Here is a 13,139-nt window from a genome sequence, read left to right on the forward strand (position 1 = left end):
CGTCGGGTGGCAACACGCTGCCCCGACGTCAGCGGTCGGCCCGGGTGGTTGATCCCGTTCTCGGGGGGCGACGGCACGTCTGCCGGGTGTCAGCAGCGCCGGTGGTAGAGGTTGCGTCGTGGTGCGCGTAGCGGGTCGAGCCAGCTGGGCGGGAGGAATTCCGGCCGGCTGTCGGGCGCGATGCGGACCAGCCAGTCGCCGCGGTGGATGAGCCGGTGGTGGTGGCCGCAGAGCAGCACGGCATTGCCCAGCGCGGTGGCTCCGCCGTCTGCCCAGTGCCGGACGTGGTGACCGTCGCACCATCGGGATGGCCGATCACAACCAGGAAAGGCGCAACCGCCGTCGCGCAGCACGAGTGCTCGGCGCAACGGGCCGTTGAAGAGCCGACGCTGGCGCCCGACGTCCAGAACCTGACTGTCGCCGCCCAGCACCGCCGGCAGCACGCCCGCATCGCAGGCGAGACGGCGGATCGCGCCCGGCGTGAGGGGTGTTCCGGTCTCCAGGGTGCCGGCGCGTACGCCGTTGACCAGCTCGTCCAGCGACACGGTCACGACGAGCTGCGGCCGGTCGCCGCCGTTGTCGGGCAGCTGGCCGGTGCGCAGCGCCAAACGACAGACCTCACCCAGCGCGTCCGCTCGGCGCTGACCGGGACTGCGGTCGTCGTGCTCACCGGCCGGGGCGCAGAGCCTGTCGATCGCCTCCCGTAGCAGGCTCGCGGTTTCGGTGTCGAGGTTGCCGCTGAGGCGTACCTGCCCGTCCTGCTGCTCGGAGAGCGTGACGTGCCGACGGGCCACGGCCCGCTCGGTGGCCTTTTCGAGGGCGGCCAGCTCGGCCTGGTCGGCCAGATCCGGTGCGACGTGCGTGAGGACGCGTTCCCCGAGCCGGCTGAGGATGGTCGGATCGAAGCGGTCGGCCCAGCTGACCAGCAGTTGAGTGGCTTTGTCCGCCACCTCAGGGCCGGCCTCGGGCGGCAGGGCCGCGATCGTCTCTGCCACCACCCGACCCTGCTCGACGGTCATCGCGCCGCTGAGCAGTGCGTCACGCACCGCCTGCGGTGCCGCGTCGACGGCGGCGGCGAGCTGGACCAACTGCCGGGCCGAGCGACTGGAAAGCCTCAGCCGTTCCCGCAGCCAGACGGAGGTGGACGAGGCGCCCTGGGCGACCGCGAGGCCGCGAGAGTCGACCTCGCGCACCAGGCCGAGCTGGACGGCAGCCAACCGCTGCGCCAGCACGTGGGTCGCGTCGAGACACGCGAGCAGGTCGTCGTCGGAGAGCGCCCACAGCGAGGTGCCGGCACAGTCGTCGACGGCACCGCCCGCCTGCGCCAACGCCCTCAACATAGACAGAGACTAGAACAGGTGTACGACAGTTTCGGTCCGTGTTGATCGACGCGGAACAACCCAATCCACCCGACATTGCCGGCTCGCTGACCCGAGCTGAGTCGGTCACCGAAGTGGCAGGCTTGGTCGGGGAGAAGCGGGGGTGATGGCGGGTCGGGGAGCCGCCCGGGATCATGGGCTCATGACCGAGGCCAGCCCCGATTCGCGTCGGATGACGATCAGTGACCCGCAGGTGATGCGGGCGATGGCTCACCCGGCCCGGATCGCGATCATGGAATACCTGAGTAGCCGGGAGAGCGGTGGGACCGCCACCGAGTGCGCGGAGATCGTCGGTCTGTCGCCGAGCGCGACCAGTTATCACCTGCGCGCGCTGGCGAAGTTCGGCCTGGTCGAGCAGGCGCCGAGTCGCGGGGACGCGCGCGAGCGGCTGTGGCGAGTGCCGAGTGTGAGTGTGTGGGTCGAGGCGGGTCGCGATGCCGGGCCCGAGGCGCGCGCGGCCGAGCAGGCGCTGGTGGAGGCGCATGCCGTTCGGGCCATGGAGCGGACCCGGGACTGGCTGCGGCGCGCCGGGGACGAGCCCGCCGAGTGGTACGACGCCGCGCTTTTCAACGACACATTGCTGCTGCTCACCGCTGAGGAGTTGGCCGAGGTGAACCAGGCGGTCATGACCATGCTGCAGCCGTACCGGGCTCGCCTGCGCCAGGCCGATCCTCCGGCGGGGGCCCGCATGGTCGCCGTGCAGTACCGGGCTGTGCCGCTGGCCTGACTGGACGGTCGCGGTGCGCCGAGCCCCACGCTGGTTGATCGCCGACCGGCCATTCGCCGTCGTCGCGGCGGCAGGGGTTGTGCTGATCAGTTGTGAAGGATTATTTTCGAAGTATGTCCTTCACAACTGAGCCGTCGCGCTGGTCGGACGTCTGGCTCGCCGCCACCGCCCGTGGCACCACGATCTGCGGCGACTTCCTGGCCGCCACCGCGCTCGCGCTGGCGCTCCAGGGCTCCGGCGCCGGAGGGCTTGCCGTGTCGGGGCTGCTGCTCGCGGCCACCCTGCCCCTGGTGGTGCTCGCCCCGCTCACCGGACGGCTCGCCGACCGGGTGGACAGCCGCACACTGCTGGTCACCGTCGGGCTGGCGCAGGCTGTCATCTGTACGCTGCTCGCCGTCGCCGAGCACCCGGTCCTGGTCGTGGGCCTCGTCGCCCTGCTCGCCTGCGGGCTCGCGGTGACCCAGCCCTGCCTGGCGGCGCTGCTGCCGGCGATGGTCCGCCCGGCCGACCTGCCCCGGGCCAGCGCGATCAGTCAGAACGCCGTCTCCCTCGGCGCGCTCGGCGGGCCGGTGCTGGCCGGCCTGCTGGTGGGGCAGTTCGGCACTCGCGTACCCCTGCTTCTCGATGCTGTGACCTACCTGGCGCTGGTGGTCGCGGGCCTGCTCCTGCGGACCCGGCGGGGCGGCCGGCGGCCCGCCACCGCCGCGGCCGGGCCGGCGGGCGGGGGAAGCCCCGCGAACCAGGCCGACCCGAGCGGTACGGGGATGGGCTGGCGGCTGCGCCGTGACCCGCTGATGCTGGTCATGGTGGCCAGCACCGCGGTGGTGATCGCGGCGATCGGCGGCATCAACGTGATCGAGGTCTTCTTCATCCGGGAGACGCTGCACGGTTCGGCGACCACGTACGGCCTGGTAGGAGCGGCATGGATGGCCGGCATGCTGCCCGGCAGCTGGATTGCCGCCCGACTCGCCCGCCGGTTCGACCACGACGGGGCGCTCATCCGTGGGGTGCTGGTGACGCTGGCCATGTGCAGCCTGCTGGTGCTGATCGCCGCGACGGTGCCGACGGCCGCCCTGCTCGTGCCGCTCTGGCTGGTGGCCGGCGCGGCGAACGGCGGCGAGAACGTCTTCGCCAACCTGCTCACCAGTCGCCGGGTGCCGGAGGCGATGCGCGGCCGGGCGTACGCCAGCTACGGCGCTGCGGTGCAGGGTGGCTCGATGGCCGGCTATCTGATCGGCGGGGCGCTGCTCACGGTCGTCCCGCCCCGACCACTGATCGCCGCAGCGGGCGCGGCCGGGCTCGTGGTGGTGTTGGCGTTCGTGCCGGTCGTCGCCCGGGCGGTACGACGGCCGGTGCCGGACGAGGCCCTCCGACATCCCCAGGCCGCTGGCACGGATGCGGGGTTGGCCACTTCGGGCCGGCCCGCCGAGCCGGAGCCGGAGGCCGGGGATACGGTCGGGTCATGGCTGAGCGCATCGCACGCCCGCGGGTCGGGCACATCCAGTTCCTGAACTGCCTGCCGATCTACTGGGGTCTGATGCGCTCCGGCGCCCTGCTCGACGTCGACCTGCACAAGGATTCACCGGACCGGTTGAGCGCTGCGCTGGTCGCCGGCGACCTCGACATCGGCCCGATCACCCTGTTGGAGTACCTGAAGCACGCCGACGAGCTTCTGCTCCTGCCGGACCTGGCGGTGGGCAGCGACGGGCCGGTGCTCTCGGTCAACATGGTCTCCACCCGACCCCTCGCCGAGCTGGACGGCGCCCGGGTGGCGCTCGGCTCGACGTCGCGGACCGGGGTCATGCTGGCTCAACTGCTGCTCACCGAGCAGTACAACGTGCGGCCCGACTACTTCCGTTGCCCGCCGGACCTGACCCAGATGCTGCTGGAGGCCGACGCCGCGGTGCTGATCGGTGACGTGGCGCTGCGGGCGTACTACGAGGCGCCCCAGCGGGGCCTGACCGTCACCGATCTCGGGCAGGCGTGGCGGGAGTGGACCGGCCTGCCGATGGTCTTCGCCGTCTGGGCGGTCCGCCGCGACTTCGCCGCCGCCCATCCGGGCATGGTCAAGGAGGTGCACGAGGCGTTCCTGCGCTCGCGGGACCTCTGCCTGGCCGAGTTGGACCAGGTCGCCGAGGCGGCGGCCCGGTGGGAGACGTTCGACGCGGAGACGCTGGCCACGTACTTCCGGACCCTGGACTTCTCCCTCGGCGACCGTCAGGTCGCCGGGCTGCGCGAGTGGGCCCGGCGGGCTACCGCCATCGGCGAGGCCCCGGCACTGCCGGACGGCGGCCCGGAGTTCTTCGCGGGCTGAGCGGCGGGCGCGGCCCCTGCCAGCCAGCCTGTGCGGGCCAGCTGAGCAGCCGGCCGGGGCCGGCGGGGCTCAGGCACCGGGGCGGAGCAGCGCCTCGGTGATCTTCTCGCAGTTCTTCATGCCGTAGTCGTAGCCCTTGTTGATCGGGTACTTCACCATCACGCCCATCGTCCAGGTGTCGCCGATGGCCAGGCAGTTGATGTGCATCTCCTGCTCCCTGGTCCGGTCGATCCACCCGTTCTTGATGGCGATCTGCTTCTGCTCGGCGGCCGGGAATGCCTTGCGGATGCCGAAGTCACCGGCGCCGCGCACGAGCTTCATCTCGTTGAGCAGCCACTTGGTCCACTTCGGCCCGGCAGCGGTGCCGGTGGCGATGCAGTTGCCCAGGCGGGCGGTGTCCCGGGGGGAGAGAGCCGTGCGGCTCCAACCGCGGTCGGGGGCGACGCTGCTGTCGGTCAACTTGCACATGGAGATCAGCCGCTTGATCGAGGCGTCCCGGCCGACCTGGTTGTAGAACTGTTCGGCCCGGGTGTTGTCGCTGTCCCGGATGATCCGCGTCGCGTCGGCGAGCTTCGCGTCGCTCGGCGTCTGCCCGGCGTCGGCTGCGCGACGCAGGTAGTCGGCGACGATCCACGACTTGATCATTGAGGCGGTGGTGCTGGTCTCGCCCATGTTCCTGGAGCCGATGATCTGCCCGGTCCGGCGGTCCAGCACGCTCCAGGAATACCAGCCCTCGATGTCCAGGTCGAGGTCCTTGGCCGCGAACGGCAGCGGTGCCAGGGAGGGGCTGGGGCTTGGCGACGGCGGGGCCGGCTGGCGGGCGCTGCGGTCGGTGGGCTTGCCGGTGGACCGGTCGCTGGTCGTCGTGCCGGCGTTGCCCCACTTGGCGGCGGCGGACGACTCGAACGGCGACCCGGGCAGCAGCCGCAGCGACACCAGCACCAGGCCGATCAGGATGACCGCGATCGCGACCAGGCGAAGGGGGGACGCGTCAGCGCCCTCGCGCCGGGCGGCCCGACGGTTGCCGGCCATCAGAGTTTCCCGACCGGCTGCTGCGGCACCTTGAGCGCGGCACCCGGCTGCGGGGTGACCAGCTGGGTGGCCACGCTGGCACAGACCTTCGCGCCGTAGTCCAGACCGCTCTTCTGCGGGTAGCGCAGCATCACCGCGAGACTCCACTTGTCGTTGACGGCGAGGCAGTTGACGTGCCAGTTGCCGTCGTAGTTGATCGGGGTCCAGCCGTTCTTGATGCTGACCGGGCCCTGCGCGGTGATCGATTTGGGCAGACCGTCGATGATCCCCCAGCGTCCACCGCCGGAGTCTGGTCTCTGGTCCTTCTTGGCGGTGGTGCCCTGGACCTTGCTCATCTGGTCCAGCACCCATTTGGTCCACTTGGGCCCGGCGGCCTTACCGTCGGCGATGCAGTCGCCGAGCCGGACCGCGTCGCGGGGGGACATCCGGGTGAAGCTCCAGTAACCGGTGTACGGCTTGACGTTGCCGCGCTTGGTGTCGGTCAGCCCGCAGATCGTGATCGCCCGTTGGATCACCGCGTCGGGCGTGCTGCTGTTGGAGGGCTTGTACGAGCCGCCAGCAGCGGCGTGCACCTTGTTGGCAGCCCCGTCGTTGCTGTCGACGATGGCGACTCGAGCCATCTCCTTCATCGCTGCGGACGGCTCCTTGTTCTTGAGCTGCCGCAGATAGTCGGAGACGATCCACGCCTTGATCATCGACTCGGTGGAGCTGGTCGCGGTCATGTTCGGCGATCCGGAGATCGTGCCCGTCTGGCGGTCCAGCAGCGCCCACGAGAAGAACTCACCCTGGAAGCTCACCGACACGGGTCCGGCCGCCAGCGTGGGCGGCGGCGGCGGGGTGGGCGCGGGCGCGGCGACGGTCGAGGCGGCGCCTCCGCCTCCGCCTCCGCTGCTGTCGCCGTCGGAGAGGCGGGCGTACGCGGCGGGGACCAGTAGGACGCCGCCGAGCAGGACCGCCGTGATGGCGAGCACCATGGTCACGCGAGATCGCATGAGTGGGTGAGCTCCAGGTGTCAGGGCCGGGGGGACCGGCTTGTTGTCCGGACAAACCGGCTGATCGCCAAGGCCGGGGGAGGTGGCCTCTGTCGTACGGCGATCGTTTGAAGCCGATCGGTGTGACGGCGGAAAGTCTACGTCCGGTTGCCGGACCCGCCAGAGTCCGACACCAGGCACGCCGCCATAAAGACGCGATATGGGACCGGTATGCGGTTCTTGCGGGGATTCACCTTTGTTTCGTGGCCCAAGTCACTGCAACGTCCCGGCGATCCAGGTGACGCAAAGCGCTCATTCCGTTACGGATGGGATCCTCGGATTCCTGTTACACCCCCTGGTGCAACGTGGCGCAAGCTGTAACACTTAGCGTCATGTATGGCAACGACTTCTCCGCACCGAACGGCACCCCGGACGACGCCCCCGGTAGCGGCCTGCTGGGTGAGGTCGAGGCCGCCGAGGCCGAGCTTCGCGCGGCGGCAGCGCGCGGACGGCGTGGCGGCCCAGCCCCGGACGAGGACCTGGCCGCGTACTTCGCCGAGGTCGTCGACGCCGAGCAGAAGATCGAGCCACGCGACTGGATGCCCGACGCGTACCGCCGGACGCTGATCCGGCAGATCGCGCAGCACGCTCACTCCGAGATCATCGGCATGCAGCCGGAGGGCAACTGGATCAGCCGGGCGCCGTCACTCAAGCGCAAGGCGATCCTGCTGGCCAAGGTGCAGGACGAGGCGGGCCACGGCCTCTACCTCTACGCCGCCGCCGAGACCCTCGGCATCAGCCGCGACGAGCTGGTCCGGCTGCTGCTCGACGGACGACAGAAATACAGCTCGATCTTCAACTACCCCACCCTGAGCTGGGCCGACGTGGGCGCGATCGGTTGGCTGGTGGACGGCGCGGCGATCGTCAACCAGGTGCCGCTGTGCCGCTGCTCCTACGGCCCGTACGCCCGGGCGATGATCCGGGTCTGCAAGGAGGAGTCGTTCCACCAGCGGCAGGGCTACGAGATCCTGCACACCCTGGCGCACGGCACCCCGGGGCAGCAGGCGATGGCTCAGGACGCGGTGGACCGCTGGTGGTACCCGTCGCTGGCCATGTTCGGCCCGCCGGACGGCGACTCCACGCACTCCGGTCAGTCGATGGCCTGGAAGATCAAGCGCTTCTCGAACGACGACCTGCGGCAGCGTTTCGTCGACATGTGCGTCCAGCAGGCCGAGATCCTCGGGCTGCGCATCCCCGATCCGGACCTGCGCTGGAACGAGGAACGGCAGGCTCACGACTACACCCAGCCGGACTACGACGAGCTGATGCGGGTCATCTCCGGCGACGGGCCGTGCAACCGGGAACGGATCGCCCACCGCCGGGCCGCACACGCCGACGGCGCATGGGTACGGGAGGCCGCCACGGCGTACGCCGCGAAGCGGGCAGAACAGCGGGAGAAGGTAGCGGCATGACGGATCACTCGCCTCTGTGGGAGGTCTTCGTGCGGGCGCGGCGCGGGCTGTCGCACACCCACGTCGGCAGCCTGCACGCCCCCGACGCCGAGCTGGCCCTGCGCAACGCCCGGGACCTCTACACCCGTCGCCAGGAGGGCGTGTCGATCTGGGTGGTGCCGGCCGGCGCGATCACCGCGTCCAGCCCGGACGAGAAGGACGCCTTCTTCGACCCGGCCGCCGACAAGGTCTACCGCCACCCCACCTTCTACGAGGTGCCGGACGGGGTGGCCCACCTGTGAGCGAGCGGAGCGAGCGAACCAGCCAGCTCAGCAGCGCGGCGCTTCGCGTCGCCGCCGAGCGCAGCGAGGTGGTGGCGGGAAGCGAGCGGAGCGAGCGAACCAGCCAGCTCAGCAGCGCGGCGCTTCACGCCGCCACCGAGCGTAGCGAGGTGGCGGCGTGAACGGGCCCTTCGACTTCGCCCTCGGCCTCGGCGACGACGCGTTGATCGCCGCGCAGCGTCTGGCCGAGTGGACCACCCGCGCGCCGGAGATGGAAGAGGACGTGGCGCTGGCCAACATCGCCCTCGACCAGCTCGGCGCGGCCCGCCTGCTGCTGTCGTACGCGGGCGAACTGGAGAGCGCGGGGCGGGACGAGGACGCGTTGGCGTACCTGCGCGACGACCGCGAGTTCCGTAATGCGCTCCTGGTCGAGCTGCCCAACGGCGACTTCGCGGTGACGATGGCGAAGCTGTTCTTCCTGGCGGCGTACCAGTTGCCGCTGTACACGGCACTGGCCGGCTGCGCGGACGAGCGGTTGGCCGCGATCGGCGCGAAGGCGCGCAAGGAGTCGGCGTACCACCTCGACCACGGCGCGCTGTGGGTGAAACGGCTCGGCGACGGCACCGAGGAGTCGCACCGTCGCATGCAGGCCGCCGTCGACCAGGTGTGGCCGTACACCCATGAGCTGTTCGCCGCGGACCCGGCGGCGCCGGTCGACCCGGCCACCCTGCGGCCGGCGTTCGACGAGACCGTCGGCGCGGTGCTGGCCGAGGCGACGCTCACCCTGCCGGGAAGCGGCTGGGCGCCGGCCGGTGGACGAACCGGCGTGCACACCGAGCACCTGGCCTACCTGCTCGCCGAGATGCAGGTGCTGCACCGCGCCCACCCCGGAGCGCAGTGGTGAACCCCAGGGAGGCGGCCGCGTCGGTGGTGGACCCGGAGATCCGGGTGATCACCATCGACGAGCTGGGCATCCTGCGGGCGGTCGAGGAGGATCCGGCCAGTGGTCGGGTCACCGTCACCATCACCCCGACCTACACCGGCTGCCCGGCGATGGACGTGATCCGGGCCGACATCCGCCGCGCGCTCGCGGTCGCGGGCCACGCCGACGCCGAGGTGCGCACGGTCTTCAGCCCACCGTGGAGCACCGACTGGATCTCCGACGGTGGGCGGGCCAAGCTGGCCGCCGCCGGGATCGCCCCGCCGGCCCCGGTGCCGGCCGCCGGCGTGGTGTCGTTGACCCTCGCGGTCCGCTGCCCGCAGTGCGGTTCGCCGGAGACCGAGCAGGTCAGCCGGTTCGGCTCCACCGCGTGCAAGGCGCTGTGGCGTTGCCGTTCCTGCTCCGAACCCTTCGACCACCTGAAGGCGCTGTGACTGTCACCATCACCCGCCCGGTCCGTCGCCGGCCGGCCTTCCACCCGTTGTCGGTCGCGGCCGTCGACCGGCTCACCGACGACTCCGTGGCGGTCACGTTCGCCGTACCGGAGGAGTTGCGGGACACATTCGCTTTCCGGGCGGGCCAGCACCTCACGGTGCGGCGGGTGGCTGAGGACGGCTCGGACGTGCGCCGGTCGTACTCGATCTGCTCCACCCCCGACGACCTGACCCGGCACGGCCGGTTGCGGATCGGGGTGCGGGAGATCCCCGGCGGCGCGTTCTCGGCGTTCGCCTGCGGGGCGCTGCGCGGCGGCGACACGGTCGAGGTGCTGCCGCCGCTGGGCACCTTCACGACGGCCTTCGCGCCGGACCGGGTGCGCCACTACGGCGCGGTCGTCGCCGGCTCCGGCATCACACCGGTGCTCGGGCTGGTCGCGACCGCCCTGGCCGTCGAGCCGGCCAGCACGTTCACCCTGGTGTACGGCAACCGCACGGCGAACACCGTGATGTTCGCCGAGGAGCTGGCCGACCTGAAGGACCGCTATCCCACCCGGCTGCACCTGGTGCACGTGCTGTCCCGGGAGCAGGGCGAGTCACCACTGCTCTCCGGGCGCATCGACGCCGAGAGGCTGGGCCGGTTGCTGGGCAGCATCGTGCCGGGCGACCTGGTCGAGGAATGGTTCCTCTGCGGCCCGTACGGCATGGTGGTCGACGTCCGGGACGTGCTGACCGCGCGCGGGCTTCCCGAGTCGGCGGTGCGTACCGAACTGTTCCACGTCGACGCACCGCCGGAGCCGGTCCGCCGACCCACCGACCAGGTGGGCGCCGGGGCCGAGGTGACCATCGTGCTGGACGGCCGCTCGTCGAACTTCACCATGGGTCGCGAGGAGCGGGTGCTGGACGCCGCCCTGAAGGTTCGCGGCGAGCTGCCGTACGCCTGCAAGGGTGGTGTCTGCTCGACCTGCAAGGCGAAGGTCGTGGACGGTGCAGTCACGATGGCCCGCAACTACGCCCTGGAGCCCGACGAGCTGGCCGCCGGCTACGTCCTGACCTGCCAGTCCAGCCCGACGACCGACAAGCTCACTGTCGACTACGACGCATGACGACGCCGAACGACCGGGAGTTCGTCGAGCGGTTCGCCGAGGTCACCGGGGGACGGCGACCGACCAGCTACGTGGAGGGGTGGGAGCAGTTCGTCGAGTTCTGTGAGGAGGGCTATCACGACAACCTCGACGAGTACTGGTTCGACCTCAGCATCCGGGACGCCATCGAGAGGGTGCTGACTGACGAACGGTTGTCGGGCTTTCCGCAGATGGGGTGGGTCCGGGAGCGGATCGAGGCGGCAGACGGGCGGTTCCGGGCGGTGCTCTCCGAGCAGGCGATGCCGGGGCGCTCCGAGCGGCCGTGGTGGCAGGCGTCCGTGCCGGCGTGGGCAGGGCCGGAGTTCGCGGCGGAACTGCGGGACACCTACGGCATCCACGTCGAGGTACGAACCGCCTAGGACGCCGGGCGAGCGTCGCGGGGTGTCCGTAAAGGGTGCCCGTCCCGCCCGTCGCCCTGGTCCACGTCGTTGCCGGCCTCACGGGCCTCCGCGCCGCGCACCAGCCGGGCAGTACCTGCGCCCTCGCCCGCGCCCCAAGATCCGCGCAAGTTCACCGAAACTGCTGTCTGCGTGCGCGTCGAGGGAGCACTTTCCCCGAAGTTGCGCGGATCTTGGGGTTCCTGGGGGTCAGTTCGGGGCTTTGACCTGGCCGTCGAAGGCGATGCTCCGCCACAGGTCGAACTGGCGGTCGTTGCCGATCAGGGGGTTGCCGACCAGCAGGACGGCGGCCTGCACCTCCTCGGTGCTGGAGAGCTGGCGGAAGTAGCCGGCGCCGATCAGGGCGATGCCTCGGTTCGGGGATTGGATCAGCCTCATGTCGTCCTTCCAGAGGTCGAGCGGGGGTGGAGTGGTCAGCCCGCGCGCGCGGGCGATGAGCGCCTGCGCCGTGGCCCGCGCCGCGTCGTAGCGATCCGGGAAGGCGGAGCGTTGCACGCCCTGCGCGACCTGCCCGGCAGACCAGCCGGGGTTGGCGGCGGCCAGCGGGATGGCCCGGACGAAGAACGAGTTGGCCGCGTACGAGACGTTCAGGATCTGCGCGGGTGTGCCCCAGCCCTGGGAGGGGCGCTGCTGGAACACGCCCAGCGAGTCGGAGTCGCCGCAGGGCAGGTTGTTCATCCGTGACTCCACCCAGCCCGCCTCGAAGCCGGCGAGCAGCACCCGCTCGTTGGCCGACAGCCCGGTGGCGACCCGGTAGACGGTGGTCAGGACGGCGTCGTCGGCGCTCGACGGGATCGACGAGCAGGCCGCCTGGGCCGGCTCGCCGGAGGCCGCCTGGGATACCCCAATGCCGGTGGCGACCAGGGCGGCCCCGCTGGACGCCAGGGCGAGCGCTTGACGGCGGGAGTAGGTGTTCATCCTCGGTGTCAGGCCGACGGGGCCTTGACCTGGCCGTCGAAGGCGATGCTGCGCCACAGGTCGAACTGGCGGTCGTTGCCGATCAGGGGGTTGCCGACCAGCAGGACTGCCTGCTGCACCTCCTCGTTGGTGGTGAGCACGCGGAAGTAGCCGGGGCCGACCAGGGCGATGCCCCGGTTGGTGGACTGGATCAGCTTCATGTCGTTCTCCGAGAGGTTGAGGGGAGGGTTGCCGGCGAGCTGGCGGGCCACGTCGGCGCGCATCGTGTCGAGGTCGATGAAGGAGGGGTCGATCTTGCCGGCGTTGCTGGTCTCCCGGTGGCCCCGGGCGTAGGTGGCATCGCGGCCGAGCCGGCGCAGCACGGCGGCGGTCGCGAGCACCGAGGCCGAGTACTGGGCGTTGGTCATGGCCTGGCTGATCCCGTTGTAGTCGATCTCCCAACCGACCATCAGGGCGTTGCCGTCGCCGGCCGGAATGGGCCCGCTGCCCACGCTGGTGCCGGCGTGGTTGGCCCGACCACCCGAGATGAGGTGGAAGACGCCGTTGTAGTCGACCAGTGCCTGACAGAGCGGGCCGGGCAGGTCGGACCGGCCGTTGATGCAGATGTTCAGGGCGGGGTGCGGGTTGGCGGCGCTGGAGGTGGCCGCAGTGTGGTGCCAGAGCACGCCGATCGGGTTGAACGAGCTGCCGGCCACCCGGCCCAGCCAGTTGCCCTCTTCGACCACCCTGACGCCGGCCTCGCGCAGCACGGTGGCGAGCCAGGGGATGGTCGCCATCAGGCCTCCAGCAGGTCGGCGAGGCACTCCGGTGCGGGCTGGGCCGCTCCGGCGGCGGCGCTGGCCGCGTTGGCGGGCTGGGCCGTGGTGGCCAGGATCAGGCCGCCGGCCACGAGTGGGACCAGCCCGAGGAGGGTGCGTCGCCCGACGGGGGGCCGTGGAGAGGATCGAGTTACGTTGATCATGAGAAGCATCGTAAATCTTCGATATGCTGCTGGTAAGTCCCTTCGCCACCCGAATCTGTCCAGGTGGATCCCGACCGGTCACGGTCAGCCGGTGACGGACAGTCCCCGATCCGAGCGAGGGCTTGTCGGGGCCGGGTGAATGGGGGGTCGGTCACGGCCCGGCGTACCCCTGAGGGCCTGGATGGTCG

Annotated in this window: 16 protein-coding genes; 10 read left to right on the plus strand and 6 right to left on the minus strand. The window is 71.0% G+C overall.

Translation table 11 applies throughout. The features are described 5' to 3' along the window. Positions 1–89: 89 nt before the first annotated feature. Positions 90–1,340, minus strand: coding sequence for an HNH endonuclease signature motif containing protein (locus GA0070619_RS29915; RefSeq protein WP_088951108.1), 1,251 nt, complete (start codon positions 1,338–1,340; stop codon positions 90–92). Between the two features lie 181 nt (positions 1,341–1,521). On the opposite strand from GA0070619_RS29915, the gene GA0070619_RS29920 reads away from it, so the two are divergent. From GA0070619_RS29920 to GA0070619_RS29930, 3 genes are all read left to right on the plus strand, one after another. Continuing rightward, positions 1,522–2,106: an ArsR/SmtB family transcription factor gene (locus GA0070619_RS29920; RefSeq protein ID WP_088951109.1), complete on the plus strand. Its 585-nt coding sequence runs from the start codon at positions 1,522–1,524 to the stop codon at positions 2,104–2,106. A 113-nt stretch (positions 2,107–2,219) separates the two neighbouring features. Next, complete coding sequence (locus GA0070619_RS29925; protein ID WP_088951110.1) at positions 2,220–3,617, plus strand: MFS transporter; 1,398 nt, start codon at positions 2,220–2,222, stop codon at positions 3,615–3,617. Continuing rightward, a complete protein-coding gene (locus GA0070619_RS29930) occupies positions 3,569–4,420 on the plus strand; it encodes a menaquinone biosynthetic enzyme MqnA/MqnD family protein (RefSeq protein WP_088951111.1) in 852 nt (283 codons plus the stop codon). The genes GA0070619_RS29925 and GA0070619_RS29930 overlap by 49 nt, the downstream gene beginning before the upstream one ends. Positions 4,421–4,489: 69 nt before the next feature. Here GA0070619_RS29930 and GA0070619_RS29935 read toward each other — a convergent pair whose 3' ends face one another. Together GA0070619_RS29935 and GA0070619_RS29940 are read right to left on the minus strand one after the other, a co-directional pair. Beyond that, positions 4,490–5,452, minus strand: coding sequence for a serine hydrolase (locus tag GA0070619_RS29935; protein ID WP_088951112.1), 963 nt, complete (start codon positions 5,450–5,452; stop codon positions 4,490–4,492). Continuing rightward, on the minus strand, positions 5,452–6,444 hold the full coding sequence (locus GA0070619_RS29940) for a hypothetical protein (RefSeq protein ID WP_088951113.1): 993 nt from the start codon (positions 6,442–6,444) through the stop codon (positions 5,452–5,454). The genes GA0070619_RS29935 and GA0070619_RS29940 overlap by 1 nt, the downstream gene beginning before the upstream one ends. A gap of 371 nt (positions 6,445–6,815) precedes the next feature. Here GA0070619_RS29940 and paaA point away from each other — a divergent pair, with 371 nt between their 5' ends. The 7 genes from paaA to GA0070619_RS29970 are packed head-to-tail and all read left to right on the plus strand — an operon-like array spanning position 6,816 to position 11,033. Then, entirely contained in the window at positions 6,816–7,895 is a 1,080-nt protein-coding gene (paaA, locus tag GA0070619_RS29945) for a 1,2-phenylacetyl-CoA epoxidase subunit PaaA (RefSeq protein ID WP_088951114.1), read from the plus strand. Continuing rightward, the gene (gene paaB, locus GA0070619_RS29950) at positions 7,892–8,176 is read left to right on the plus strand and encodes a 1,2-phenylacetyl-CoA epoxidase subunit PaaB (RefSeq protein ID WP_088951115.1); all 285 of its coding nucleotides are present in this window, start codon (positions 7,892–7,894) and stop codon (positions 8,174–8,176) included. Before paaA ends, paaB begins: the two co-directional genes overlap by 4 nt. Continuing rightward, positions 8,173–8,337 carry a hypothetical protein gene (locus GA0070619_RS32610; protein WP_157744105.1) on the plus strand — a complete coding sequence of 55 codons (165 nt, stop codon included), beginning with the start codon at positions 8,173–8,175 and terminating at the stop codon, positions 8,335–8,337. Before paaB ends, GA0070619_RS32610 begins: the two co-directional genes overlap by 4 nt. After that, positions 8,334–9,059: a 1,2-phenylacetyl-CoA epoxidase subunit PaaC gene (gene paaC / locus GA0070619_RS29955; RefSeq protein ID WP_088951116.1), complete on the plus strand. Its 726-nt coding sequence runs from the start codon at positions 8,334–8,336 to the stop codon at positions 9,057–9,059. The genes GA0070619_RS32610 and paaC overlap by 4 nt, the downstream gene beginning before the upstream one ends. Then, a complete protein-coding gene (gene paaD / locus GA0070619_RS29960; protein ID WP_088951117.1) occupies positions 9,053–9,529 on the plus strand; it encodes a 1,2-phenylacetyl-CoA epoxidase subunit PaaD in 477 nt (158 codons plus the stop codon). The genes paaC and paaD overlap by 7 nt, the downstream gene beginning before the upstream one ends. Next, positions 9,526–10,635 (plus strand): 1,2-phenylacetyl-CoA epoxidase subunit PaaE, encoded by a 1,110-nt coding sequence (gene paaE / locus GA0070619_RS29965; protein ID WP_088951118.1) that lies wholly within the window; start codon positions 9,526–9,528, stop codon positions 10,633–10,635. The genes paaD and paaE overlap by 4 nt, the downstream gene beginning before the upstream one ends. After that, on the plus strand, positions 10,632–11,033 hold the full coding sequence (locus tag GA0070619_RS29970) for a hypothetical protein (RefSeq protein WP_088951119.1): 402 nt from the start codon (positions 10,632–10,634) through the stop codon (positions 11,031–11,033). The genes paaE and GA0070619_RS29970 overlap by 4 nt, the downstream gene beginning before the upstream one ends. Positions 11,034–11,261: 228 nt before the next feature. Here the strand turns inward: GA0070619_RS29970 and GA0070619_RS34195 are convergent, their stop codons facing one another. Genes GA0070619_RS34195 through GA0070619_RS32615 form a run of 3 tightly spaced genes read right to left on the minus strand, consistent with a single transcriptional unit; the run spans position 11,262 to position 12,951 of the window. Beyond that, entirely contained in the window at positions 11,262–11,990 is a 729-nt protein-coding gene (locus tag GA0070619_RS34195) for a hypothetical protein (protein WP_088951120.1), read from the minus strand. 8 nt (positions 11,991–11,998) lie between these two features. After that, positions 11,999–12,766: a peptidoglycan recognition protein family protein gene (locus GA0070619_RS29980; protein ID WP_172862140.1), complete on the minus strand. Its 768-nt coding sequence runs from the start codon at positions 12,764–12,766 to the stop codon at positions 11,999–12,001. Next, complete coding sequence (locus GA0070619_RS32615) at positions 12,766–12,951, minus strand: hypothetical protein (RefSeq protein WP_157744106.1); 186 nt, start codon at positions 12,949–12,951, stop codon at positions 12,766–12,768. Before GA0070619_RS32615 ends, GA0070619_RS29980 begins: the two co-directional genes overlap by 1 nt. Between the last annotated feature and the right edge of the window lie 188 nt (positions 12,952–13,139).

It is taken from the genome of Micromonospora zamorensis (assembly GCF_900090275.1).
In the GTDB taxonomy this organism is placed as follows: domain Bacteria; phylum Actinomycetota; class Actinomycetes; order Mycobacteriales; family Micromonosporaceae; genus Micromonospora; species Micromonospora zamorensis.

Excerpts from the sequence above, each read along its gene's own strand:
- GA0070619_RS29915 (WP_088951108.1), bottom strand. The coding sequence starts at position 1,340 with ATGTTGAGGGCGTTGGCGCAGGCGGGCGGTGCCGTCGACGACTGTGCC.
- GA0070619_RS29920 (WP_088951109.1), top strand. The coding sequence starts at position 1,522 with ATGACCGAGGCCAGCCCCGATTCGCGTCGGATGACGATCAGTGACCCG.
- GA0070619_RS29925 (WP_088951110.1), top strand. The coding sequence starts at position 2,220 with ATGTCCTTCACAACTGAGCCGTCGCGCTGGTCGGACGTCTGGCTCGCC.
- GA0070619_RS29930 (WP_088951111.1), top strand. The coding sequence starts at position 3,569 with ATGGCTGAGCGCATCGCACGCCCGCGGGTCGGGCACATCCAGTTCCTG.
- GA0070619_RS29935 (WP_088951112.1), bottom strand. The coding sequence starts at position 5,452 with ATGGCCGGCAACCGTCGGGCCGCCCGGCGCGAGGGCGCTGACGCGTCC.
- GA0070619_RS29940 (WP_088951113.1), bottom strand. The coding sequence starts at position 6,444 with ATGCGATCTCGCGTGACCATGGTGCTCGCCATCACGGCGGTCCTGCTC.
- paaA (WP_088951114.1), top strand. The coding sequence starts at position 6,816 with ATGTATGGCAACGACTTCTCCGCACCGAACGGCACCCCGGACGACGCC.
- paaB (WP_088951115.1), top strand. The coding sequence starts at position 7,892 with ATGACGGATCACTCGCCTCTGTGGGAGGTCTTCGTGCGGGCGCGGCGC.
- GA0070619_RS29970 (WP_088951119.1), top strand. The coding sequence starts at position 10,632 with ATGACGACGCCGAACGACCGGGAGTTCGTCGAGCGGTTCGCCGAGGTC.
- GA0070619_RS34195 (WP_088951120.1), bottom strand. The coding sequence starts at position 11,990 with ATGAACACCTACTCCCGCCGTCAAGCGCTCGCCCTGGCGTCCAGCGGG.
- GA0070619_RS29980 (WP_172862140.1), bottom strand. The coding sequence starts at position 12,766 with ATGGCGACCATCCCCTGGCTCGCCACCGTGCTGCGCGAGGCCGGCGTC.
- GA0070619_RS32615 (WP_157744106.1), bottom strand. The coding sequence starts at position 12,951 with ATGATCAACGTAACTCGATCCTCTCCACGGCCCCCCGTCGGGCGACGC.